Below are 23,759 nucleotides of genomic sequence, written 5' to 3'. Positions count from 1 at the left end.
CTTTGTCCGACATGCTCCAGTCACCGCGTCAGTTTCCTTTCACGGGTAGTCGGCTGGTGATAGGCAAATGTTGGTATAGCCTAGCTGCTTAAGCAGCAATGCGATGCAGCCCGTCTGGGCGCACAAAGATTTCGTCAAACCGCCCTTTACGCAGCAATTCAGCAGGGAGCTGCTCAATTTTATTCGCTGTGGCAAAAACAAATACTGGACTTTTCTTCTCCTGCATCCATGTCAATAGCGTACCAAAAATTCGTGTTGCGATACCGCCATCTGACGCACTATGGCCAATACCCGAAAGAGCCTTTTCGATTTCATCAATCCAGACAATCGAAGGTGACACCGCCTCACACATCATCAGAGCGGAGCGCATGTTGGCTTCAGAGGAGCCGACAATTCCTGCAAAGACACGTCCCAAATCCAATCGCAGCAAAGGCATTTGCCATGCAGCAGCTACGCTTTTGGCACAAAGACTCTTTCCGCAACCGGGTACCCCTACAAGCATTACCCCTTTTGGCCACTGAATTCCAAACTCTCTCGCTTCGACTAAATAAGACGACTTTCGTTTGATCAGCCAGCGCTTCAGATTTTCTAAGCCACCGATTTGGTCGAGGCTTTGGGATTCCGTTGAGATATACTCCAAGATGCCCGATTTTCTGACGATCTGTTTCTTCTCTTCCAATATCGTGGAAACGTCATCCTCGGAGATGCCTCGATTCTTCACGAGTGCTTTTGCCAGACAATTTTCCACTTCAGATTGTGATAGCCCGACAGCAGCTCGAGCCAATGCTTCTATTACAGCTGGAGATTGATCAATTTTTATACCCGGATGCCCTTTATACGCATCCGTAAAGCTGAGAATAATTTGTTTTACCTCTTCCAAATCAGGCAAAGGCAAATCCAGAATCGTGATTTCTTTTTGAAGCTCAATTGGAATTTCTATGGTTGGGGAGATGACAATCGCATTAGATGGGTAACCTGTCCTGATTTTTTGGGCAAATTCCCTAAATCTTCGTATGGAATTTGCGTCTCGCAAATACGGATGCAAATCACACCAGATAAACAGCGTTGGCTCTTTAGCCAGATCTTCCGCCTGCTCTAAAGCGATACGAAAATCTGTGCTCTTTGGATCGAGCTCCTCGCCGTTCAAAACAAGTCCTTTTGTCACAGTCCACGTGATGATCCGCTTGTTTAGATTTGCACTAATCCCTTGAAAAACATCGAGAGCACGTTCCTCTTCGGCTGTAAAAATATAGAGTATGCTATATCGTGCGCGAATTAGATATTCTACTTCTTTAATGAATTCTTGCAGCATTCCTATGATCCCCCGCTTCTACAACATGCTTTGTACCAACGTCTTGATTTGAGCTGTAGGAAAGCCCGTTACATGTAATGAATTCTCCCTACCAACGAATTCTATTTTTCTTTCTGGCTGTAGCTCATCTGCTGTAATTCGAGCCGTTAGCAACACCAGTTTTTTGCCCTGCCAAATTTCATTCGAATGGTATTGGTATGGGCCGGCAATCGCCGCATCAAATTGTAGCAATGCTTTGCGCTTCCGATCGCACCGTAAAATCGAATCGACCGTATAGCCCGTATAGAGCAGAGCAGTTCCACCATGCGACTGGCGAAAAGCTTGCATCATGGCTACTAATGGCTCAGGCTGATCTAACGGCTCACCGCCAGATACCGTCACCCCGTCCACCGCTAATTTTCCAAGCTCTTCACCGAGTCGCTTTGGATCATAGTCGGTGCCATTTTGATTTTCTGGATGAGTATCCGGATTGAAGCAGCCTTTACAACCAATTGAGCATCCCTGCACCCAGAGAACAGCACGTACGCCCGGCCCATTTACACGGCTGTATGGACAAATGTCATGAACACGTAACCGAAGTGACATGGGACTCCCTTCCTCTTACAAGTCTATATGACGCCCATTGTACTTGTTTGATTGGACTTGGTTTCGATTTTCTCCCTCATGAATACTCTCAAAGTCCAGCTCGCGAATCGTAATTTGCTGGGGCTTTTCAAGCATTCTTGTCGCAGCAGGTCCCATCTGGTCGATATGGCGGCTATGCCTACTATCTCTTTCCATCGTCACTGGTTTGGAAAGCAGCGCTTCATCCAATGCGTGTAAGAAGTGAGTCATAAATTGCTCCGGGGAGTCTTGAAAGCTGCTACCGTCCATTTTTAATCGAACCACTTCATTTTGGGCTGTGCCAATTAAGAGCAATAATCCTTCCCCTTCTTTGCCGCTGCCTAGCAAGCCCAGCTTCTTAATGTCACGAAGACGGCACTCCACGCGAATTGCTTCTTGCTTGTCCTGTATAATTACACACACAAGAGCGTCTTGCTTTACCAGAAAAATCTTGTTACCGGGCTTCACGTTGCTCCAGCTTTCGAAGTCCTTGTACAAAGCCTTCACGATATCTTTTGAGGAAATGAATCCGAGCTCTTCCAGCTCAAATAGCGACGCATCGTCAATTTTGGTATGCAGGGTTATTCTTTTTTTGAACATGTATTGGAAAACGAGAATACCGATTATACCGGTTACGATTGCTTGGAGTGTGGCAATGTTCAGGAAAAGGCAAAGAACAACTAATCCGGCTACTCCAAACTGCGCATATGTAATGTATTTGATCTTTTGTTCTCCTGTTTTCCGAAAAAATCCGAAGCCTTTTCCTGGTTGATAGTCAGCCATTTCATTTTGGAGTGTCTTTTTAAACTTACTTAGTGCCCAGATGCAAGGAACCACCAACAATAAGCCAAGGAAAGTAATGATAAGCTTTTTCAGAAATATTCCCAAAATAGCAATAAGACCAAAGAAAATAATCGAATTCCATAAAGTTTTCATTTTCTTTCTAATTTCGTGTACGACTTCATCTTGAGGATTCATCCAAATGCAGCTCCTAGAATAACATTATCTATTTTTTTCCTAAACATATTATAGTTGAGACGGAAGAAACAGTAAACGACATGAAAAACCCTCATCCCGTTTTTAGATGAGGGCTTTCGAGTAATCGTATTCTCGTTTTACACTTCTGCTTTACGTTTCCGTCTCAGCTCATAACGCTCTTTGGCTTTTTCGTGCTGGAGCTTCTCTTCCTCTGTTTCGGGTATGACAGATGGGACGAGAGTCGGTTTCCCTTGGTCATCGAGGGCAATCATGGTCAAATAAGCTCTTGCAGTCATTTGCTTTGTCCCCGTCAAAAGATTCTCTGATTCTACCTTGACGAATACCTCCATGGAAGTGCGATGTGTCCATGTTACATATGCCTCCAAATTGATTGCCTCTCCCGTTTTGATTGGTGCCAGGAAGTCAAAGGAATCGCTGGACACGGTAACGACCGGCTTTCGGCAGTGTCGCATCGCGGCGATGCAAGCAATCTTGTCCACATACGCCATCACTTTTCCTCCGAAAATGGTGTTGTGGTGGTTCGTATCCGGCGGAAATACGAGGTCTGTCAAATAGGTTCTGGACTGCTGAACGGGGCAAGATGTCTCAAGCATCTGTCCAACTCCTCACGTGTTAGGATTTTGGTGCAGACAAACGGTTACGGACCACATGTGTAGCTTCTACCATATTTTTTAACGATGCAATCGTTTCCCGAATGCCACGAGTCTTGAGCCCGCAATCGGGATTGATCCAAAACTGTGATGGTGGAAGCACCTGAAGCGCGCGGCTCACCATTTGTTCCATCTCGGCGACAGCAGGAACGCGTGGGCTGTGAATATCGTATACTCCCAGTCCAATCCCTTTATCGTAGGTGCAAGTCTCAAACACGGAAACCAGTTCCCCGTGACTGCGCGAAGTCTCGATCGATATGACATCTGCATCTAGCTCGCTAATGACGTCGATGAAGTCATGGAACTCGCAATAGCACATATGCGTGTGAATTTGCGTAGTCGGTTGCACAGATGATGTAGCGATGCGGAATGCCTTGACTGCCCAATCCAGATAGCCCTCTCTGTCTTCTGCCTTGAGGGGCAGTCCTTCGCGCAAGGCTGGCTCGTCTACCTGAATAATATGGATACCTGCTGCTTCGAGTGCCTCTACTTCTTTTCGCAGAGCCAAAGCGATTTGCTCGCAAACCTCTTTGCGGGAGACATCATCCCGGACGAACGACCAATTTAAAATGGTCGCCGGGCCAGTGAGCATTCCCTTCACAGGTTTCTGAGTCAATGACTTGGCGTAAACACTTTCTTTTACGGTCATCGGGGAGGTGAACTCCACGTCTCCGTAAATCACTGGCGGCTTTACGCAACGAGAACCATAGGACTGGACCCAACCGTTTTTCGTAAACACAAAGCCCTCAAGCTTCTCGCCAAAAGATTCGACCATGTCATTTCGCTCAAACTCCCCATGCACCAAAACATCCAATCCGATCTCTTCTTGAATGCCAATCCATTCCTTAATCTGCTCCTGTATAAAAGAAGCATACTGATCTGCGGACCATTCTCCCTTTTTATACTGTTGTCTAGCCTTGCGAACTTCAGTCGTCTGCGGAAAGCTGCCAATCGTGGTTGTTGGAAGCAAGGGGAGATTCCAGGCAGCTTGCTGGATTTCCTGGCGTTCGTGGAACGGCACCTCTCTCTTTGCTGAGGATTGGTCCAGCTTTTCCAAAGCATGTTTTACTTCTACACGATTTCGTGCGGGCGACGACTGTAAACGCATGATGGCAGATTCATTTTCCGCAATCTGTTTTGAAATAACATATTTACCATATCGGAATCCTTGGACTAAATACTGTACTTCTCCCAGTTTTTCATCTGCAAATGCGAAAGCTTGTTTTACTTCATCTTCTAGATCACTCTCTTGTTGAACGGTAACAGGGACGTGCAGGAGACTCGTAGATGGCTGCAGCCATAATCTCTCAGGGGGAACAATGTCGGTGATGCTCTTTACCAGGCTCCATTTTTCCTCCAGAGAAGATCGCCAAATGTTGCGCCCATCAATAATTCCTGCAGCCAGTACCTTATCCTCGGGAAAACCATACGTTTGCAGATGTGTCAGGGTTCTCGCGGAGCCTTGTATCAGATCCAATCCGATTCCTTGGACAGGCAGCGCGACCAGCTCTTGATACCAATCCACGGCTTCAAAGTACGTCTGCAGCATGAGCTTCAAATGTGGCAGCGCTTGGCTCAGCTGTTCGTACACGCTCTTAATCGCTGATAGGTCATTCGCAGATACTTCCATGACAAAGGCAGGTTCGTCTATCTGTACCCATTCTGCCCCATGCAGCTCCAGCTCGTGCAGTATTTGTATATAGAGCGGAACCATTTTCTCAATCGTTTGATGAAAATCATCGGGTGCGTAGCCTTTGGATAATTTTACAAATGTATATGGCCCCACAATTACTGGCTTTCCCTGAATACCAAGTGACTCTTTCGCCTCGAGGTACGCTAGAAGTGGTTTGTTTTCCGTCACAGCAGGTTGTCTGTCCTCAAACTCCGGAACGATGTAGTGGTAGTTCGTCGTAAACCATTTCGTCATCTCGCCAGCAACAGCGGATTCATTTCCCCGAGCTATAGCAAAATAGGTAGCAAGCGAAACAGGCCCTCCATCATAATCATACCGTTTTGGAACAAGCCCAAACATCACAGCCATGTCCAGCATATGGTCATAAAATGTGAAATCATTGACTGGAATCAAATCAATTTCTTTTTCTTGTTGCTTTTGCAAGTGTCGCTGGCGAATTTGCTCCATTTGCTTTAACAGATCGCTTTCCGCAAGCTCCCCTGCCCAAAACGATTCCAATGCCTTTTTCCACTCGCGCTGTTCGCCGATTCGTGGATATCCCAAATTGCTGCTTTTCATGAATTTCCTCTCCATTCTTTGCTTGATCATGTCTGAGTCCACCCAACAAAAAAGGCATCTCCAACGATCAAAAAGAACGTTAGAAATGCCAAATAAGCACTGAGATCACAGCATCCTAACACCTCCCTATCTCCCGTAGGTTAAGCAGTGTCGTCGAAACAGGCAGGTCTCCTGACTTGAGGCTCATCATCTGCACATGCCTTCCCAATCCGGATGGATCAGTGGCTTCTCATAGTGCCGACTCCCCTCATACAGTGGCGGGACCGTGTCGGATTCTCACCGACTTCCCTTTTCATCCTTGCGTGATACAACACCAAGGAACCTGTTTCCACTCATATGCAGTTTTAAAAAGCAAAGCATGTACCCCTTAGACTAGCTGGCAACATCTTTTCATACAGTAACATGCAAACCATTTTTTGTCATGTCAAACTTTACCGAAAGAAATAATTCCAACCTCAAATCAAGGCAATCGTGGCTCTACAATAAGATCTTATCCACCTGATCAACGACTTTTCTGATAATCGCTTTCTTGGTGTTCAGGATTTCCGAATCATGTAATCTCCCTAAAAAGTCCAACATTTCTTCCTTGCTTGGAACCCCATAAACCTTTAATTGGGCATTCTGTTCTCGTATCATTTCTTCTAGTGCATGGATGATAGTTAAGCGATGCCGCGTCTCCAATTCAGCCCAATGCTTCAAATCGTCCCAGGACGGTTTTGAAATTGCGAATAATGCAGCCCATCCATCTGTTGCAGGCAATCGGCAGTTCTTCTCAAGCCAGGTAATCACCCGATTGGACTCGAGCGCAGATAGATGACGCAATGCTTCATAGCCTTCAATCTCTTTTCCTTTTGATTCTTCTACGTAATTCACAATGAGCTGGTAAGCCTCATCGATAGGTAAGCATCTTGCTGTTAAATATGACCGATCCACAGGATTTATCGTACCTGGTTCTACCCAGAGTTCCCTAACCCACGCTGCGGCATCTTTTCCAACTACCTCTCCTACGATCATGCACAACACTTTTGATTCCTCGCGCGAGGAAGTGGGGAGCCGTTTCCATACATGATGAAGAATTTCGTCATGTTGAAAGGATTGAAATACTGATACTTCTCTGCTGTTTACTTCACCGTGGTACAAAATGTATTGAAATAAGGACTCGATGGACTCTTTGGCAGCTTCAAATTGTAGACTCAGAAAAGATTGAAACCATGCTTTCCACCGCTGGGCAGCATCAGAGTTTGTTTCAATTCCGCCCGATCCTAAAAAACATTCATATTGCCACATTTCTGCACCAATACAGCCAAGCTCTGTCATCTTGCTTAGGTATTCCGAAAAGGAAGAAGCAAGTAGTGTAACCTCGTTTGTCTCGTGATCCCAATAGACGACAGGTGGCTCACCATCATACTGTAAATCCAGCGCTAAATAATCACCGTTACCAACATGAAAAAATGTGAGTTTTCCTGCTAAGCTGCTAGCGTACCCCTCTTCCGCATATTCTTCGTGCCAATACTGCAGCCACTCCAGGTTCCAGCCTATTTCTCCGCTAAATATCTCTCTAAACTCCTGCGGCAGTATAACTTCATCGGATAGCATCCATCTAAAATAAAGATGCTTGGACCATTCTATAAGCACCTTCTTGAAGTTATGAGGAAGCTGGATGCCAAGCTTTTCTTCCACTGAAAGAATTTCCTGTATGGTTGAAGGTTCATCTGCAGTGAGCTCGATGATCTCGCCATCCGTTATTTTTATACGTTCAAGTATGGAAGTCCATTGTTCGGTTAGGGCACGAATATTCATTCTCTCCTCCTGCTACATACTGCCTGTGTCAGAGCCTGCAAAACAAGTTCAAAAAAATACACACACAAAATCTCTTATCTATTTTGTGTGTGTAAGGCTGGGTGGTATTTTGTTTTATCAAGCTATTTTGGTGGCTAAAATTTAAAATCGTCGTCAGAAAGCGGCTCTACATTCAGTGTACGAACATAGCCATTGCCCTTTTTCGAGAAAAAGTCATGCTGCTTGGTATGTGTTCGAATGCCGTTCAATACGATTGGATTGACTTCTTCGTCTGGGAAAAATGGATCGAGTCCCAAATTCATCAGCGCTTTATTCGCATTGTAACGGACATAGGCCAAAACATCGTCAGCAAGTCCAATTTCGGTATAGAGCGCTCTCGTATACGCCTCTTCGTTTTGATGCAATTCTTGCAGGAGTGCATACAGCTCCTCTTTCACCGCTGACTGCTCAGCGACACTCAGACGCTGATACACTTCCTGAGCGAGTACACCCACATAAAGTCCATGAATGCTTTCATCGCGCACGATCAGGTCAATGATTTCGCCACTGCTCGTCATTTTTCCTTGTCCTGCCAGGAAAAGCGGATAGAAAAAGCCGCTGTAAAACAGGTAGCTTTCTAAAAAGACGGAAGCCACCATCGCCATATATAAATCCTTCTCAGAGTGAATCTCTTGATAACGTGTTGAGATGAGAGCGGCCTTCTTTTGCAGGTATGGATTTTTCTCCACCCAGCTGAAAATATCATCAATTTCTTCGGTTGCAGCAAGTGTGGTAAAAATGCTGCTGTACGATTTAGCGTGAATCTGCTCCATCATGCCCATAAAAGCGAGGACAGCTTTGCGCTGCAGTCCATCCACATGCTCCATGATTTTAGGCATACCCACTCCGCCCTGTACTGTATCCAGTAGAGTGAGACCACCTAACACTTTTTTATAGGTATCCCGTTCAGCAGCGCTTAGCTCCATCCAGGACATCTTGTCGTCAGAGAGCGGGATTTCGTCATCTGTCCAGAACTGCATAATGTTCTGGTTCCAAAATGTCATTGTAAAATCGTCGTCCGGCCTGTTCCAATTGACAGCTTTCATGTGGCGTTCCTCTTCTCTATATACTTGCAATTTTTCTTCGTTACACTGCAAATCGGATTAAATGGCGCAGCTAATGCACTCTTCTACAGTCAAATGCTTGGTGCGTGTGTAGTAGAGCGACTTGAGTCCTTTTTTCGCCGCATAGATGTAGTAGCGGGCAAGCTCGCGAGTCGAGATGTTACTGTTTACATGCAACACCGTCGAGATTCCTTGGTCCACATGCTCTTGGATTTCCGCAATCAGATCAATGACTTTAAACTGATCGATCGAGTAAGCCGATTTATAGTAAAAATAATTTTCCTGGGACAAATACGGCATCGGATAATACGTCGTCGAGTTCGCATACGTTCTCGTTTCGATATGCTCGACGATTGGCATGACGCTGGAGGTTGCATTTTGAATGTACGAAATGCTTTGGGTCGGTGCAATCGCCAGACGGTATGCATGATACAGCCCATGAGTTTGAACCTGTTGCTTCAAGTTCTCCCAGTCTTCAGTAGTCGGGATATACATGCCTTCGAAGAGCCGCTTTGCTTTTTCCGTGCGTGGCTGATAATCAGTGGTTACATACTTGTTAAAGTACGTGCCCTTTGCGTATTCCGAATGCTCAAAGCCAAGGAAAGTCGTTTCTTTCTTTTTCGCAATCATCATGCTCATTTCGAGTGAATAATAGTTCATCATCATGAAAAAAGTCCGGACAAAGTCTTTCGCTTCTTCACTCTCGTACGCGATTTTGTTCTTCGCCAGATAGCCATTCAGATTCATGGCACCAAGCCCGACAGAGTGCAGCTCGCGATTCGCTTTTTGTACACCTGGCGCATTTTCTACCTTCGTCATGTCACTGACTGCTGTGATAGCTTCGATGCCTTCGTGGACGGACTCTTTAATCATTTTGCGTTCCATTACGTTTGCGATATTAAGCGATGCCAGATTGCAGCTGATGTCTCGACGAATCACGTCCATCTCTCCGTAATTCATGATCGAGGAGGTTTCCTGCAGCTGGAAAATTTCAGTGCACAGGTTGGACATCTTCACTGCCCCAATATCTTTTAAGGCATGATCACGGTTCGCATTTGTTTTATTCATAATGTATGGATAGCCAGACTCCATCTGGATCATGGCGATTTTCGTCAGCATGTCACGCGCGCTCATCACTACTTTTTTCTTGATTCGATCGTTGGCTACCAGCTCATCGTACATCTCGTCCAGATCCAGATCATCCAGATGAACGCCGTATTCCTTGTACACCGAGTATGGAGCGAACACAGTCAGCGGCTTGTTTTCCTCAGCGAGCTTGTAAAAGACGTTCGGAACGATGAGGCCAATCGACAAGGTTTTAATCCGCGACTTTTCATCAGCGTTAATTTTTTTGCAATCAAGGAATTCATTAATATCCCAGCCAAAAATGTTGTAGTATGCTGCTCCCGATCCTTTGCGCTGTCCCATTTGGTCTGCGTAGGAGAAGGCATCCTCCAGCAGCTTGAGTACAGGCATGACCCCTTTTGCTGCACCCTCGACACCTTTGATCGGCTCGCCGCGTCCGCGAAGCTTGGACAGGTTTACAGCGACACCACCGCCTATTTTGGACAACTGCATGCACGTTCCCAAAATATAGTTAATCGAGTTTAACGAGTCATCCATCTCCAGTAAGAAACAGGAAACCATTTCACCCCGTCGACTTTTTCCTGCATTCAAGAAAGTCGGAGTTGCGGGCTGCAGTCTTTGATCCATCATGGAAACCGTCAAGCGCTTGGCTAGCTCGAAGTCCCCTTGGCCCAAGGAGAGTGCGACAATCGCTACCCGATCCGAGTACTGCTCCAAATACATGGATTTGTCGTTTGTTTTCAACGCGTAATCTTTATAAAACTTGGAGATGGCCATATACGATGCAAATTGAAATGAAGCGTCTTTTGCCAGACGGAAGACTTCCTCTACCTGCGAAGCTGTATACGTATCGTAGACGTTTTCGTAGTAGTCATTTTCAATCAGGTAGTCCATCCGTTCTTTGACACTTGCAAAAGCCAAGGTTTTTTCCTCAACTTCTTTCATGAAATCTGCGACGGCTTCACGATCCTTTTCAAGCTGAAAAAATCCGTCTTCTCCGCGCTGCATCAGTTGGTTGTTCAATTCAATATGCCGCAATTGCTGCCACCCCACTCGTAAAATGTTCCACATCTCGGCCTGTTCCCGACAATTCGAATTTTGATATTATCGGAACGCCGTAAAGATTTGCAATCGTATCTGCACTTTTGGCAAAGCTTGCCCCCCAGTTGCGGTTCCCGCTTGCCGATACGCCGCGCAGCAAGGAATGATTTGCTTTCAGGAATGTCGTCACTTTTTCAGGTACTTGTCCAAAGCCGGTCGTGTACGTAACCAATATGAACGGTTCATCCATGATCATATCAGGATCAATTTCCACATGCGGCAAATCGATCTTTTGAACAAATCTGCGTACATTCCCTGTTTTAGAATCAAAAGCAATTAGCATGTCCCTCATCCTTTACTGCGTATGTATACTTTCTGTACAAATGAAAAACGCATCCGACGATTAAAATGTCGAATGCGCATAATGATACAAGATCATATCAATTCGCATGCGAATTGAGCGCTCGAACACTTCCCTATCTACCGTAGGTACTATTGCGTGTCAACGGCGAGGCAGGTCTCCTGGCTTGGGATCAAACGTTCCATTCAGCCTTCCCGACTTTTCCCATCTGATCAGTGGCCTTTCCTCGAATAGAACTCTCTCATTACAGTGGCGGGACCGCGTCGGAATCTCACCGACTTCCCTATTAAGTCTGCCAAATCTAGTTGGCAAACACCTCTCCGCATCAATATGTAGTTGGTAAAACTTACTTTACCTCAATATGTCGTAGTAGTCAAGCATAATGAGCAAGGGTTGCTACATCAGCGATTCTACTAGAAAATAGACAGCTGAGACGATCAATACACCTTGACCTACCCCACTTAAAAGCCCTGTAATGATCCGAATCCGATTGGTTGATTCTCGCCACTTCCCATACTGCGAGAAGCCGTCGACTAGCATCGGCAGCTGCATTAGGAAGCCAACATAAAACGGCAAGGGGAACCAAAAGAGCACGGGTAAAAAAACGTATCCAAGCAAGATGGCCATACACCGTGCGCATAACGGAAAAGGTTTGCCGTTCAAACAAATAGAACGGGACGGCAGGCGATGACAGGGAATAAACGAGAGGAAGGCTAGCCTTTTGTCTACCTTCATGAATGACCACCGCAATCCAGGCAATCCGGCGTGTGACATTCCAAGCACGGGATGTCAGGCATACAGTCGCAGCTATTTCGCACCCTCGATTTATACCTGTTGTACATCAACCAAAATAAGCCAATGCCACTCAGGATCAGCACAGTTCCCCACAAAAAGGCTCTATTTGCAAGCAATACAATACCAGCAATTACGCAAATGATAACAGCCATAAGCAGTAGATAGAACATACCAGATACTCCTTGTGCCTTTTCTATCACATAAACAAGACATATAACCGTTAGCATATCCGATTGAGCGAGTATTTACTTCAGGCAACGCAAAAAACCGCCCACACGCTGCAGGCGGTGTCTCATTGCACCCCTTACAAATTACTGAAGGGAAACCACTTTATTGATTTGGGGTAGTTCTTCGATGGCGGATACAACATTTGGTGTAATCTCTTCATCCGTTACAGAAATGAGCAAGGCATTCTTCCCCTTTTGCTCCCGGGATACATTCAGCTTGGAGATATTGATCTCGAAATCAGCCAGCTTTCGCGAAACATCATAAATAACACCAGGATAGTCGGTATGATGCACCAAAAGTCCATGCGCCCCTGGAGGGATGCGGCAGAAGCAGTAGTTGATTTCACTGATATAAACCTCACGCCAGTCCTGTGCTACCGTATATTTATTCGCCCCTACACGAAGCACAGCGAGATGATTGGCATATTCTCCGGCACTGTTTTGAACCGGTACACGCTCACCTAGTCCGTCTAATAGTTGTTTCGTGATTTCTTCTCGATTTTCATGAGCCAGGATACTGATAGATGCACCCGACAGATCAGGCTCCAGTCGTCTAATCAGCCCTGCAAGCTCACGCAATCCAGCAAATTGGGTCATGGCGATTCCTCACTCTCCCAGTCGATTTTTCTTACGTTAGGGAAGAATCCACTCTTCCGGTTCTTTTTTTATAGAGGAGTGGTTCTCAGAGCGGAACCACGCAGTCAGATTTTGCCCATCCTTAGTATAGTAAATGCGATAAATCGTATTTCCTTTCCCACTCTTTTCGAATGGACTTTCTTCTACCGGAACTATGGTAATGCCTTTGGCGACGATCTCTCCGCCCTGTTCCTTGATTACTTGCTGAATTGACGTCATATGCTCTTCATTTGTCGACGACATACCGAGTACTGCTACAATTGCTAATAAAACGGCTCCTGCTAAAAATGAAGAAATAACGATTTTCGACTTTTTCGCTGCATCCACCAACCAATTCCCCCGTCAATCTATTTCTCTTTATCAATCAGACGTACTTTATCAATAGTTCCTCCGCCCAAACAAACCTCTCCGTCATAAAACACGACCGCTTGGCCCGGCGTAACTGCTTTTTGAGGTTGATCAAACACGACTTCGACCTGATGATTGTCTAGTATATGGACCGTGACGCCCTGATCCGGCTGGCGATAACGAAACTTCGCCGTACAGGTAAAAGTAGACGCAGGCTGCTTGTCACTCACCCACGATACATCAGTTGCAAGCAAGCTAGTGGAATACAGACGCGGATGATCTGAGCCTTCGCCAACGATGAGAGCATTGCGCTCCAGGTCCTTATCCACAACAAACCATGGCTGCCCGCTTGTTCCGTGGCCGCCTCCAATACCAAGACCTTGGCGTTGTCCTAGTGTGTAGTACATTAATCCATCGTGACTACCGATAACGGCACCATCCACGGTTTCGATGTTGCCTGGCTTAGCAGGGAGATAATTTTGCAAAAAGTCGCGGAAGTTTCGCTCGCCAATAAAGCAAATCCCTGTACTGTCCTTTTTCTTAGCAGTGTAGAGTCCCGCTTCTTCTGCGATTTTACGCACTTCAGGCTTTGGCAGATGACCGATCGGAAACATCGTTTTCGACAGCTGCTCCTGCCCCAGCACGTTTAAAAAGTACGTTTGATCTTTGTTATTATCTACACCACGGATTAGCTTGTACTCCCCGTCGATGTGCTTCACTTGGGCGTAGTGACCCGTCGCTATATAATCGGCTCCCAAATCCATTACTTTGGCCAGCAGCTCGCCGAATTTGATTTCGCGATTGCACATGACGTCAGGATTAGGCGTACGGCCTCTTTTATATTCATCCAAAAAATACTGGAATACTTTATCCATGTATTCTTTTTCAAAGTTTACGGTGTAATACGGAATGCCGATCTGTTCACAGACGCGTCGGACATCCTGGAAATCTTCTTCCGCCGTGCAGTGGCCGAATTCATCGGTATCATCCCAGTTTTTCATGAAGATGCCGATGACGTCATATCCCTGCTGTTTGAGCAGGTAAGCCGTCACGGAGGAGTCAACGCCGCCGGACATACCGACAACGACGCGTGTATCTTCTGGTCGTTTCATGGTCTTTCTCCTCTTTTTTCAGATTGTACCATTAACAGATTACCATGTTTCACAAAACAATTCATGTTTTGTTGCACTTTATATAAAAAACGCCTGTCGCTTTGAGGGCAACAGGCGTTTGCAAACCTATGATTGCTCCGAGGCTTCATCCTGAATTTCCGAACGAAATCCATCGATACTCTCTTCTCGGCGCTGATTCTTTGCTTCAATGTTCGCTTTTTCCTCTGCTGAAATCTCTCCAGCATGAGCAGAAAGGTAATCCTCTGATTCGCGAATACTCTCTTCCGTATTTTGTAGCATTTCTTGCAGCTTCTCTACGTTGTCAGAACGATCATCCGGTTTTGGCATGTAATTAGCACTCCTTCGCATCACAATATGTAGGTACTACCCCATACATTGTGCGCGATACTGGAATGATTTATGTATGTGTTAGAAGCGTATAGAAGCTCCGAGCTTCCAATGTCCGTCTGTTCGTAGCATCGCTTTGATATCAGTGATTGCTTCATGATTAAGTGGTCCATAGATGTGCGGGTAGAGCAAACCATCTTTTGCTTGCTCATACTTAATTGGAGAAGTGGTTTTTGTCTCGTCCACAACGAGCACAAGCAGCTCCCCGTCAAAGGATGGATAGACGCGATCCGCTACAATCTCAAGCAGCTCGTCTCCTTTGGTAGCATGAATAAAGCCTTCTTGCTCATAATCACGAGGCAAATAGTGCTCCCGTTTCTCCCATTCCTCCCAGTACGTTTTGGGAACCATGCAATAAATGATGCTGTCCATCCTATTACTCCTTTTACCCTACCGGTTTGGCAAGTATTTGTTAATGTGACGCATTGCTTTGTCGTAAAACATTTTATCAAAGTGCCCCTGATCAAATCTCCATTGAATAAAATTACTCAGGGAGTGAAGATCAACCCACGCGTCTTTCGCTTGCGGATTTCGGTCAGGCACTTCTCCTGTGACTTCTCCTTCAAAAACGAGCTTAGCCATTTCAGTAGGGTGCATCCCGATTTGATAGGCGATTTGGTGCAACGCTATTTTCATGGAACCTCCCTGTGTCTTCGTCCTGAGCATCTTTTCTCTCGTATATTTTGCCAGTCTTTTTAGATGATGCCAAGTCCTATAACGTTGAAAAGCTTTTCCTTTTTACACATGTTTTGATAGAATCACAAAACAAACAGCAATGGTACGTTAGGAGGCGCCTTTCCATGACAAATGCTCATAAACCGAAAAAACCGTGGTTCAAACGCAAGTGGCTTTGGATACTGGTCATTTTCATCTCATATGTTTACGTAACCAACAGCTCTTATTTTGCCCGTGAGGCTTCTGGTTCTCCGTTCCTTTTGGCTCATCGAGGAATGTCTCAAACCTTTCATATGGAAGACCTAACAGATGAAACCTGTACAGCAGAACGAATTTACCCTCCAGAGCATCCATATTTGGAAAATACCATCCCGTCCATGCGCGCTGCTTTTGACGCCGGTGCAGATGTCGTCGAGCTGGACGTCCAACCAACCAAAGACGGACAGTTTGCTATTTTTCATGACTGGACACTTGGCTGCCGTACAAACGGAGAAGGTGTTACTCGTGATTATTCATTAGCTGAGCTGCAAAAACTCGATATTGGTTACAATTACACAGCTGACGGAGGCAAGACCTTTCCATTCCGCGGAAAAGGAGTTGGAATGATGCCTTCCCTGTCCGATGTACTTCAAACATTTCCCGATCGCTCCCTGTTGATTCATATAAAAAGCAATGATCCGAGTGAAGGTGAACAGCTGGCACGTTATTTAGCTGCCTTGCCTCAGGAACGCTTGGAAACGCTCACTGTTTACGGAGGGGACAAGCCTGTCGAAGCTCTGCATAGCAAACTGCCAGAAATGCGTGTGATGTCCAAGGCGACGTTAAAAAGCTGTCTGATCCCTTATATCGCTATCGGCTGGTCAGGCTATGTTCCACAAGCGTGCGCACAAACCCAGCTGCATATACCTGACCAGATCGCTCCGTGGCTATGGGGATGGCCCAACCGTTTTATGGAAAGAATGGATCATCAGCAAACACGAGTTGTACTCGTTGCGGGCAGTGGCGATTTTTCTCGAGGGTTTGACAGCCCTGAGGATTTAGCAAGCGTGCCCCAAGGCTTCTCCGGATTGATTTGGACGAATCGGATTGATCGAATCGGACCCGTCATACATTCGAAATAGACACAGGAGAATATGAAACTGTAGCCAATTATATTCGTATACGCTAATACACATACGACAAGGAGTGATTGTATTGTTAAAAAAGCTCTTGGGAAATCTACTGGGTAATCACTCGTCTTCATCTAGCAAGTACAGAAAATACAGCAGCAGCGACTACAAACGCAGAAAATTCAGCAGCAGCGACTACAAACGCAGAAAATTCAGCAGCAGCGATTATAAACATCGTAAAGGACATGGATCACATTACGGGCAGGGACACTCGTATTACGGAAGCTCTCATTACAAGAAAAAGCGCTCCAGCCGTAGTTTTTTCAGTAGTTAAACAATCGTTTAACACCTGTATATTTATCTTGAAATAGCAACTTAATAATTCGTGCTAACAAAAATGCAGCCCCTTATCTATGCAAGGTGGCTGCATTTTTTCACATCCTGATTTGGTCATTCGTCACCCGGTGATCATCCGGTTTACTTGACCTGTAATCATTAGCATCGCCTGCAGAACAGGCATCATGCTGACAAGATTGTTTGAATGAAAGCGAACGGTACGCCCTTCGATCAGCTCCACACCTGGCATCCAGCTCGCCGCTGTGGCAAACTGCGACTTGGTGAACTCTACTTCGATCGTATTTTCAGCCTTTTGTCCGATTGGCTGTACATGACTCCGGCTAAGCAGAGCTTCTTTTGCCTGCTTGCGAATCATCTCGCGTGCGCGAACTGGATGTATTGCCTGTGAAGACAGTCCTGTGATTCCTGTTTTCACTGCAACGGTAAAGACGCCCGGAATATCCGCCTCGACTTCCTGTGCGGTCTGCGAGTCTCCCGTAACCAATACAACCGGAACACCAAATGCACCTGCGACAGCAGCATTTAACCCTGCTTCTCCAACCTCTTTTCCATTCAATACGAGACGATGAATGGCGAGGCCAGACAAGGTATGATTGAGTACAGCATCGCCTGTGCCTGCTTTTCCATGATAGCCGACGAAGAAAGCGGCATCGAAGCTTTCATCAATTCCTTGCATCATGCAGAGCGGCTTGAAAAATCCACGGATGACATCTGCCGCTGGATGCAGCTCTTCCAGAATGATATTGTTCATCGGACCATGTGATTCATTTACAATGATTTGCGTAGCACCAGCGTCGAGCGCCCCTTCTATCGCAGCGTTTACATCCTGCGTCAGTAAACGTCGTCCTGCCTCGTAATGCCTGCGGCCAGGGATGACATCCTCCGCCTCGCAAAGTCCTGAAATCCCTTCCATGTCTAACGAAATAAACACCTTCATTCCAAGATCACCTCCTGATTATGATCTATGCTTCTACTTTAGGCATTTGGCGCCCGCCCATCACGAAGCGCTTAACCTGTCCTTCCGAATTCCGTACAAAACAAACTTGCATATCTATGTTATTGCGATTGAGCAAAAACGAATCCTCACCAATTGGTCGTAAGGGCAGCTCCTCACCCCCCGCAGCGAGCACTAGTTGCTTATTCTCTTCATCAAAGCGGATTTTCACCTCATCGCCCTCACCAGATTTGTACGTACCATTGCTTTCCTGCAGCCGGGCAAGCGGTGCCTCATAAGTAGCAAAGGTCACTAATGGCGTTTCCAACGGGCGATCAAACAAGCTGTTTAGTAATCCCAGAACCAAGTTTGAAATCGGTGCATCATCCATGTTGGTCAATATCACTCCCGTTAATCCCGCTTCCGGAATGATGAACATCACCGAAGTAATCCCTTTTAAACCTCCTGTATGCTGGATCAAGGTATATTTTTCATGGAATGATTGGGTTCCAAGTCCATAACCATAGCTACGGACCAAATCGGTCTTGATATGTGGGGCAGTCATTTGTGAAGCACTCACCTCCGAAATCACTCTAACGTCACCTGAGGCCCCACCTGTCCGATACACATCTGCATAGCGAAGCATGTCACGTGCGGTAGATTTGAGAAAACCAGCCGCAAGCATTGAAGGGGAATCCCACCATCCTGGTGCACGCAATGCTTCTCGCACGCCATCTTTTACCCGGGGAGTGTACAGCATGGTGCAATTGTCATCCTCGCCCAGCTCCTCCACGTAAAAAACAGATCGATCCATCCCAAGTGGTTGCAAGATGTGCTCTTGCACATACGCTTCGTACTTTTTCCCACTTACACGCTCAATGACCGCGCCAAGTAGGCCATACGCTTCATTGCAATAGCTAAATTCAGTCCCCGGTGGTCCCAAGAGCTCATATGGGTGCTCGGCAATATACGCCATCAGCTGTTCATAAGTATCAATCGGTTCTTTGCAATCCTTTTCAAACTGTTTTAATAACTCTTCAGCTGTCGGATCTGCTTTTAAGCTTGGCAGCATCGCAGGAATAAGAGCTGGAAGAGGAGGCAAACCAGGTGAATGCGTCATGAAATGATGAATGGTAACGGCCTTGGTGTGTGCTTCATCCCTGGTACGAAACTCTGGTAAATAAGTGACAACAGGATCATGTATGGAGAGCTTGCCTTCCTCCTGAAGCTGCATAATCGCCAAGCACGTGAACGACTTCGTAATGGAGCCGATGCCAAACACAGTATCAAGATCAATCGGAGCTTTTTCTTCCCGGTCTCGATAACCGAATGATTTTTCGTAAAAAAGCTCGCCTTCTTTGGCAACTGCGACGATGGCCCCTGGGACTTGAAACTCATCAATCAGCTTACTCACGTATGCTTCAAATGCCGTTCCCCATTCATTCGTTTTCATGTCACGCCTCCTCGGTTTTCTTTTATTTACTCATCTACCCGCACACTTTTTCCAGAACATAGGCGTGCACAGGCTTATCCGTTTTCAAAAGACCGACGACCACATAGCCCGATGAAAACGCTTCCTTAAATATGTTGCGCAAGGCTAGTCGCCACTCCAGTGCAACGTCGAGATTGTCCTTCTTCAGCTGCTGGATCGAAACAGGTACGGAAACCAATATTCCCGTATGCTCTCCCAGCTCAAGACGATTGACTGGGCGCGGGTGTTCTCCGTTCAGCTCCCAATCAAGCACACAAGCATAATCTCTCCACTCCACTCGATCGATGGGTGAGCCGTTCATACTGCTTACAACACGGTCCGAGTTCAAATCCCATTCCAGCAGCAGCCTGTCGGTTGGCATGCCTTTATTGATGCCATCGCCCATTTCGCCATAGTAGGACTCCAAGTAAGTTCGTACCAGACCACCCAGCTTACACAGATTCAGATACGCATTGCGCGCTTCAAGCGGATCATATGTCCATGTCATTTTGTCATAGCCATTTGCGATGGCCCATTCACGCTGGCTGAGCTTGAGCTGCTTCCCGATACCCCAATCTCTATATTCGGGTAGAATCCCGAGCATATGCGAGCATATGTGTACCTTTCCCTCTCTGAAGCCGGTAAAGCCATAGCAAAAGCCGACTGGCTTCCCCTCATGATAAGCAGCAATGACCACCCCGCCATTGTGGATGGCGGCCATTAATTGAGGAACAGGCGTTACACTGCTCTCTCCCCAAATACGTCGTTGCAAATCTTCCATTTCAACCATCTCGATGGCGGTTGTCACCGTACGATATTCTAAGGCGTCTCTCCGCATGAATTTCATTCTCCTCTAATCATATATCTCTATTTCTAATGAACCTTCCAGTATGGGGTTTCATTTTGTTTATTGTGTCAGTACTAGGGGCGAGTGGCTGGATCGAGCGGGTAAATCGGTCGGTTCAGACGTTGGTAATCAAATGTTTGGAACAGTAATGTCGTCAAACCTGGAGAATCTACTGTAATGATTTCCGCGCTGATTGGCTCAAAGCTGGCTCGGAAGTGTTGGCTCGATTTCAAGCAAACAATTTTGTATTGCGTGACATCTATACCATGGAGAAGGAAGACCTGCTCGTCCAGCACTTGTGTTTTGACTGAACAGACGAGGATATCGACACCATTTGCTTGTAGGCGGACCGATTTTCCCAGATCAACAGGAGTGCCTTTTCCCATCGGAGATGACACAATAAACTTTCCATCAGTCAACGCTTTAACATAGGCTTTGAGAGCGATCGGTTCTCCGTGCAGCTGATCAGTTTTGCCGCCGAGCTTCACCTCGATTGTCGCGCCAACGCCCTGTTCATGGGCATATGCTGCGACCTCCGGATCGAAAATAAAGCCAAAGCAGGCATCTTGCAAATCTGCTTCCAGCATTGCACGTAAAAGGTATGTCCCGTCCCCTGGAGTTCCACCACCTGGGTTATCAGACGTTTCATTCAATACCACAGGAAACGCGGTAGCTGCCTTTGCCAGTTCGAGTCCCTGTTGAGGTGACAATACCTTCGGAGAGAATTCCTCGCGTTTTTCCCAAATCAAATCCGCAACATCCAAAGCAGCGCGCTTCGCTAGCTCTGCATCGTTGTTTGCGACTGCGACGACTGTAACACTCATTTCTGGAATATCCGTGTACGGAAACCCGTGAAAAAATGCACAATCAATCATCCCCGGCTCCTGCTCCCATTTATAGCACGCTTCATTGATATCCTTGGCGGGAGAAAGATTTGTCGTTGAAGGAGGAATCATCAGCGGCAAGACGGCACGATACATCCGTGGGACAAGCTCTCCCTTTACCATTCTCTCAGCCAGCTCTACGGCTTCGAGGCCACGTTCGTAGCAATCGGTGTGGGGATAGAGATGAACCCCCAGCAAAATATCCGCCTCAGCAATCATTTCATCCGAAATATTACCGTGCAAGTCGAGCGTTACGATGAGAGGAATGTCATAGCCGACCTGCTCGCGAACCGCTTTTAAGAGTGTACCCTCCAAATCATCAGCGCCTTCTGCGACACCAGCGCCATGCAAAGACAGACAAATGGCATCCACCTTTCCTGCATCCGCAATTCCTTCGAGCAATTCATTTTGCATGGCATCAAATGTTTCTTTTGTAATCGTGCCTGCCGGATATGCATTTGTGGCAAAAGCGCCTACCACTTCTATATCCCGCTGTCTGGCACCATCAATCATTCCACCCAGAAAATCGCGAACACCAGCATGTGCCCTCAGGATGTCGTCTCCCCTTGCCCACTCCCACAGCTCAAATAGCTCTCGCGTAGTAGGGACATTTGAGAAGGTATTCGTCTCGTGCATGACCTCCGCAATAACAATTCTCACATGATTCATCCTCCTTTTTTATGATTTTATTATTTTGAAGTTTAGACTTTAAAAAGTATGCTTATCTGAAGTTGCTACTCAAGTTGAATTATACGCGCTGTACCCAAAAACCACAATATTTTATTCTGAAAATATATACTATTATGTTTATTTTCCTTGTAAAATGTTTTCGTTGTCTGGTTACCTGTGGAAAAGCATTTTAAAAATACAAAAAACCGCCATAATATTAGCGGTTTTTAGGCTTTTTTGGCATTTTTTCTAGCGACAACAACAAAGCTCTATCTTAGTTGAACTATAAACTAATTTCTTTCCCGATCCAAACGAACACGGTATCTATTCCCTGCACGCTTCCTCACTCTCAGGGTAACGAAATATTGCATTCAGCAAAGCAGCCACTTCGGCTCGCTGCCTGGCACATTCACCCGCGCTCCACCCTAATTGCTCCCCCATGATACGAATGACTCCTTCAGCATTGGCTTCTGCCTTTTTCACATGAAAATACGTCCAACCCGTGCGCAGCCTCAGAAAATCAACCACAGTCGTCGTCATTTCCTCCTCCACTGCATACGCGATTTGTGCTCGCAGCAGTTTTTCTTTCTCGATTTCCTCGCCCTTTCTTCTAACTGCGCCTAATCGATTATAAATTTGCAGCGTATTCGTCCCGTAAAGGTCGATCCATTCTGCTGCAGTATTTGCATCCACGCCACGGGCAATCCCTTGTTCCAATAGGTCTTTTTTACAATCAGCATAGTCACGATACCCCATACGCTCTCCGCCCGTGACGATCACTTGGTCTGTTCTGCATCCCTTATACCTACTGCCTGTCATTTGTGCCAGCTCACTGGTGACCAGATTCATTACTTTTTCTGCCATTTTACGAAATCCGGTCAGCTTCCCCCCTGCAATCGTGAACAAGCCTGACGGAGAAACGATAATCTCATCCTTTCTGGACAGCTCTGACGGACCTTTTCCTTCCTGATATATTAGCGGTCGCACACCTGCCCAGTTTGAACAAACATCTTTTGGACTGAGCCTCACCTCTGGAAAGATGGCATTCACAGCTTTCAGCAAATAATCACGGTCTTGCTGAGTAGTACGCAGCTGATCCATTTCCATCTGATAAGCGGTGTCGGTTGTTCCGATATAGGTGATGTCACCGCGTGGAATCACAAAAATCATCCGACCATCCGGTGTATCGAAGTAGGCAGATTGGCGGATCGGCAGCCTGTCTTTGGCGACTACAAGATGGACACCTTTGGTTAAAAACAAACGCTTTCCAGAGAGGCTCCCGTCTAATTGCCGCACACCGTCTACCCACGGGCCGGACGCGTTTACAATTTGCTTTGCATAAATGCTGTAGACCTCATTCGTTATCCGATCGGTGACCTTGACCCCAACCACACGGCTGTTTTTATAAATAAACTCGGTCATTTTTGCATAATTGACGATAGTCGCTCCATTTTGAAAGGCTGTTTTCATAATATCAATCGTAAGTCTCGCATCATCAGTGCGGTACTCGTAGTAATATCCGGCGCCTTTAAGCCCATCTGGTTTCAAAAGCGGCTCTAAGCGAAGCGCCTCTTGCTTGTTTACCATTCTTCTGCGCTCGGGACGCTCTACACCGGCTAGCCAATCATAAATGTACAAGCCCACTGAAGAGGCAAAGTACCCATAGGTTCCCCCCCGATAGATCGGCAAGAGCATCGGTGCCGCCACAACAAGATGCGGTGCATTTTTATACAAGATCGCTCTCTCTCGCCCCACCTCTTGTACGAGCTTTACGTCTCCTTGCTTGAGATAGCGCAAGCCACCGTGAATGAGCTTGGTTGAGCGGCTGCTCGTTCCTGAGCCGAAATCGTTTTGTTCAATTAGCCCAATCTGTACTCCGCGTAGAGCAGCATCCAATGCAATGCCCGCTCCTGTAATTCCTCCGCCGATGACCAGCACTTCCAATTCGTTCACGGTCATTTTCCTTAGTAGCTCTGTACGATTCGCCGCCGAAAACCGTGTCAACATCGCTTTTCTCCCTCCAGGCCAAAACCTTACTCTCCCTTAACAAAAACCATACACTCTTGGCTAAACTGGTTTTT

At 46.4% G+C, this 23,759-nt stretch carries 24 protein-coding genes and 2 riboswitches; of the genes, 2 read left to right on the top strand and 22 right to left on the bottom strand.

The features are described 5' to 3' along the window. Positions 1-88 precede the first annotated feature (88 nt). The 17 genes from C3B52_RS32350 to C3B52_RS32270 all read right to left on the bottom strand — a co-directional run bounded on the left by C3B52_RS32350 (position 89) and on the right by C3B52_RS32270 (position 15,368). Positions 89-1,312, bottom strand: a complete 1,224-nt coding sequence (locus C3B52_RS32350) for an AAA family ATPase (RefSeq protein WP_235615926.1) — start codon at positions 1,310-1,312, stop codon at positions 89-91. A gap of 18 nt (positions 1,313-1,330) precedes the next feature. After that, positions 1,331-1,897: a 4Fe-4S single cluster domain-containing protein gene (locus C3B52_RS32345; protein ID WP_103110456.1), complete on the bottom strand. Its 567-nt coding sequence runs from the start codon at positions 1,895-1,897 to the stop codon at positions 1,331-1,333. Between the two features lie 15 nt (positions 1,898-1,912). Next, entirely contained in the window at positions 1,913-2,893 is a 981-nt protein-coding gene (locus tag C3B52_RS32340) for a hypothetical protein (RefSeq protein ID WP_103110455.1), read from the bottom strand. Between the two features lie 137 nt (positions 2,894-3,030). Then, positions 3,031-3,507: an acyl-CoA thioesterase gene (locus C3B52_RS32335; RefSeq protein WP_103110454.1), complete on the bottom strand. Its 477-nt coding sequence runs from the start codon at positions 3,505-3,507 to the stop codon at positions 3,031-3,033. A 19-nt stretch (positions 3,508-3,526) separates the two neighbouring features. After that, a complete protein-coding gene (metE, locus tag C3B52_RS32330) occupies positions 3,527-5,815 on the bottom strand; it encodes a 5-methyltetrahydropteroyltriglutamate--homocysteine S-methyltransferase (RefSeq protein WP_103110459.1) in 2,289 nt (762 codons plus the stop codon). A 144-nt stretch (positions 5,816-5,959) separates the two neighbouring features. Then, a riboswitch (cobalamin riboswitch) is annotated at positions 5,960-6,156 on the bottom strand. 136 nt (positions 6,157-6,292) lie between these two features. Beyond that, a complete protein-coding gene (locus C3B52_RS32325; RefSeq protein ID WP_103110453.1) occupies positions 6,293-7,615 on the bottom strand; it encodes an SMI1/KNR4 family protein in 1,323 nt (440 codons plus the stop codon). A gap of 134 nt (positions 7,616-7,749) precedes the next feature. Next, the gene (gene nrdF, locus C3B52_RS32320; RefSeq protein ID WP_103110452.1) at positions 7,750-8,700 is read right to left on the bottom strand and encodes a class 1b ribonucleoside-diphosphate reductase subunit beta; all 951 of its coding nucleotides are present in this window, start codon (positions 8,698-8,700) and stop codon (positions 7,750-7,752) included. Between the two features lie 57 nt (positions 8,701-8,757). Then, the gene (gene nrdE / locus C3B52_RS32315; protein ID WP_103110451.1) at positions 8,758-10,842 is read right to left on the bottom strand and encodes a class 1b ribonucleoside-diphosphate reductase subunit alpha; all 2,085 of its coding nucleotides are present in this window, start codon (positions 10,840-10,842) and stop codon (positions 8,758-8,760) included. After that, positions 10,829-11,188, bottom strand: coding sequence for a class Ib ribonucleoside-diphosphate reductase assembly flavoprotein NrdI (nrdI, locus tag C3B52_RS32310; protein ID WP_103110450.1), 360 nt, complete (start codon positions 11,186-11,188; stop codon positions 10,829-10,831). The genes nrdE and nrdI overlap by 14 nt, the downstream gene beginning before the upstream one ends. A gap of 152 nt (positions 11,189-11,340) precedes the next feature. Beyond that, a riboswitch (cobalamin riboswitch) is annotated at positions 11,341-11,541 on the bottom strand. A 61-nt stretch (positions 11,542-11,602) separates the two neighbouring features. Beyond that, positions 11,603-11,941 (bottom strand): DUF2085 domain-containing protein, encoded by a 339-nt coding sequence (locus tag C3B52_RS32305; protein WP_103110449.1) that lies wholly within the window; start codon positions 11,939-11,941, stop codon positions 11,603-11,605. Further along, complete coding sequence (locus tag C3B52_RS32300; RefSeq protein ID WP_103110448.1) at positions 11,938-12,171, bottom strand: hypothetical protein; 234 nt, start codon at positions 12,169-12,171, stop codon at positions 11,938-11,940. Before C3B52_RS32300 ends, C3B52_RS32305 begins: the two co-directional genes overlap by 4 nt. 141 nt (positions 12,172-12,312) lie before the next feature. After that, positions 12,313-12,825: an ACT domain-containing protein gene (locus C3B52_RS32295; protein WP_103110447.1), complete on the bottom strand. Its 513-nt coding sequence runs from the start codon at positions 12,823-12,825 to the stop codon at positions 12,313-12,315. Positions 12,826-12,861: 36 nt separating this feature from the next. After that, on the bottom strand, positions 12,862-13,191 hold the full coding sequence (locus C3B52_RS32290; RefSeq protein ID WP_103110446.1) for a hypothetical protein: 330 nt from the start codon (positions 13,189-13,191) through the stop codon (positions 12,862-12,864). Between the two features lie 20 nt (positions 13,192-13,211). Next, positions 13,212-14,324 (bottom strand): tRNA 2-thiouridine(34) synthase MnmA, encoded by a 1,113-nt coding sequence (gene mnmA / locus C3B52_RS32285; protein WP_103110445.1) that lies wholly within the window; start codon positions 14,322-14,324, stop codon positions 13,212-13,214. Between the two features lie 126 nt (positions 14,325-14,450). After that, positions 14,451-14,672, bottom strand: coding sequence for a small acid-soluble spore protein Tlp (gene tlp, locus C3B52_RS32280; RefSeq protein WP_103110444.1), 222 nt, complete (start codon positions 14,670-14,672; stop codon positions 14,451-14,453). An 81-nt stretch (positions 14,673-14,753) separates the two neighbouring features. Next, on the bottom strand, positions 14,754-15,104 hold the full coding sequence (locus C3B52_RS32275; protein WP_103110443.1) for a DUF952 domain-containing protein: 351 nt from the start codon (positions 15,102-15,104) through the stop codon (positions 14,754-14,756). A gap of 18 nt (positions 15,105-15,122) precedes the next feature. Beyond that, positions 15,123-15,368: a hypothetical protein gene (locus tag C3B52_RS32270; protein ID WP_103110442.1), complete on the bottom strand. Its 246-nt coding sequence runs from the start codon at positions 15,366-15,368 to the stop codon at positions 15,123-15,125. 164 nt (positions 15,369-15,532) lie between these two features. Between C3B52_RS32270 and C3B52_RS32265 the strand changes: the two genes are divergently transcribed. Together C3B52_RS32265 and C3B52_RS32260 are read left to right on the top strand one after the other, a co-directional pair. Beyond that, positions 15,533-16,528, top strand: coding sequence for a glycerophosphodiester phosphodiesterase family protein (locus tag C3B52_RS32265; RefSeq protein WP_103110441.1), 996 nt, complete (start codon positions 15,533-15,535; stop codon positions 16,526-16,528). Between the two features lie 73 nt (positions 16,529-16,601). Further along, entirely contained in the window at positions 16,602-16,850 is a 249-nt protein-coding gene (locus tag C3B52_RS32260; protein ID WP_103110440.1) for a hypothetical protein, read from the top strand. Positions 16,851-16,973: 123 nt separating this feature from the next. Here the strand turns inward: C3B52_RS32260 and C3B52_RS32255 are convergent, their stop codons facing one another. The 5 genes from C3B52_RS32255 to C3B52_RS32235 form a co-directional block, all read right to left on the bottom strand. Then, positions 16,974-17,810, bottom strand: coding sequence for a M55 family metallopeptidase (locus C3B52_RS32255; RefSeq protein ID WP_103110439.1), 837 nt, complete (start codon positions 17,808-17,810; stop codon positions 16,974-16,976). A gap of 25 nt (positions 17,811-17,835) precedes the next feature. Further along, on the bottom strand, positions 17,836-19,260 hold the full coding sequence (locus tag C3B52_RS32250) for a serine hydrolase domain-containing protein (protein WP_103110438.1): 1,425 nt from the start codon (positions 19,258-19,260) through the stop codon (positions 17,836-17,838). Positions 19,261-19,294: 34 nt separating this feature from the next. Next, positions 19,295-20,116 (bottom strand): GNAT family N-acetyltransferase, encoded by an 822-nt coding sequence (locus tag C3B52_RS32245; protein ID WP_164685016.1) that lies wholly within the window; start codon positions 20,114-20,116, stop codon positions 19,295-19,297. Between the two features lie 83 nt (positions 20,117-20,199). Continuing rightward, positions 20,200-21,669: a M81 family metallopeptidase gene (locus tag C3B52_RS32240; RefSeq protein WP_103110436.1), complete on the bottom strand. Its 1,470-nt coding sequence runs from the start codon at positions 21,667-21,669 to the stop codon at positions 20,200-20,202. Positions 21,670-22,002: 333 nt separating this feature from the next. Further along, positions 22,003-23,685: a glycerol-3-phosphate dehydrogenase/oxidase gene (locus C3B52_RS32235; protein ID WP_103110435.1), complete on the bottom strand. Its 1,683-nt coding sequence runs from the start codon at positions 23,683-23,685 to the stop codon at positions 22,003-22,005. Positions 23,686-23,759 lie beyond the last annotated feature (74 nt).

The sequence above is a fragment of the Brevibacillus reuszeri genome, from assembly GCF_002897295.1.
GTDB lineage: Bacteria > Bacillota > Bacilli > Brevibacillales > Brevibacillaceae > Brevibacillus > Brevibacillus reuszeri_A.
This window is presented reverse-complemented; position numbering and strand designations above follow the sequence as displayed.

Coding starts and splice junctions, on each gene's coding strand:
- C3B52_RS32345 (WP_103110456.1), bottom strand. CDS start 1,897: ATGTCACTTCGGTTACGTGTTCATGACATTTGTCCATACAGCCGTGTA.
- mnmA (WP_103110445.1), bottom strand. CDS start 14,324: ATGAAACGACCAGAAGATACACGCGTCGTTGTCGGTATGTCCGGCGGC.
- C3B52_RS32235 (WP_103110435.1), bottom strand. CDS start 23,685: ATGTTGACACGGTTTTCGGCGGCGAATCGTACAGAGCTACTAAGGAAA.
- metE (WP_103110459.1), bottom strand. CDS start 5,815: ATGAAAAGCAGCAATTTGGGATATCCACGAATCGGCGAACAGCGCGAG.
- C3B52_RS32340 (WP_103110455.1), bottom strand. CDS start 2,893: ATGAATCCTCAAGATGAAGTCGTACACGAAATTAGAAAGAAAATGAAA.
- C3B52_RS32255 (WP_103110439.1), bottom strand. CDS start 17,810: ATGAAGGTGTTTATTTCGTTAGACATGGAAGGGATTTCAGGACTTTGC.
- C3B52_RS32295 (WP_103110447.1), bottom strand. CDS start 12,825: ATGACCCAATTTGCTGGATTGCGTGAGCTTGCAGGGCTGATTAGACGA.
- C3B52_RS32350 (WP_235615926.1), bottom strand. CDS start 1,312: ATGCTGCAAGAATTCATTAAAGAAGTAGAATATCTAATTCGCGCACGA.
- C3B52_RS32265 (WP_103110441.1), top strand. CDS start 15,533: ATGACAAATGCTCATAAACCGAAAAAACCGTGGTTCAAACGCAAGTGG.
- C3B52_RS32305 (WP_103110449.1), bottom strand. CDS start 11,941: ATGAAGGTAGACAAAAGGCTAGCCTTCCTCTCGTTTATTCCCTGTCAT.
- C3B52_RS32300 (WP_103110448.1), bottom strand. CDS start 12,171: ATGTTCTATCTACTGCTTATGGCTGTTATCATTTGCGTAATTGCTGGT.
- tlp (WP_103110444.1), bottom strand. CDS start 14,672: ATGCCAAAACCGGATGATCGTTCTGACAACGTAGAGAAGCTGCAAGAA.
- C3B52_RS32270 (WP_103110442.1), bottom strand. CDS start 15,368: ATGAAAATAGCGTTGCACCAAATCGCCTATCAAATCGGGATGCACCCT.
- nrdF (WP_103110452.1), bottom strand. CDS start 8,700: ATGAAAGCTGTCAATTGGAACAGGCCGGACGACGATTTTACAATGACA.
- nrdI (WP_103110450.1), bottom strand. CDS start 11,188: ATGCTAATTGCTTTTGATTCTAAAACAGGGAATGTACGCAGATTTGTT.
- C3B52_RS32335 (WP_103110454.1), bottom strand. CDS start 3,507: ATGCTTGAGACATCTTGCCCCGTTCAGCAGTCCAGAACCTATTTGACA.
- C3B52_RS32325 (WP_103110453.1), bottom strand. CDS start 7,615: ATGAATATTCGTGCCCTAACCGAACAATGGACTTCCATACTTGAACGT.
- C3B52_RS32245 (WP_164685016.1), bottom strand. CDS start 20,116: ATGCGGAGAGACGCCTTAGAATATCGTACGGTGACAACCGCCATCGAG.
- C3B52_RS32250 (WP_103110438.1), bottom strand. CDS start 19,260: ATGAAAACGAATGAATGGGGAACGGCATTTGAAGCATACGTGAGTAAG.
- C3B52_RS32275 (WP_103110443.1), bottom strand. CDS start 15,104: ATGGACAGCATCATTTATTGCATGGTTCCCAAAACGTACTGGGAGGAA.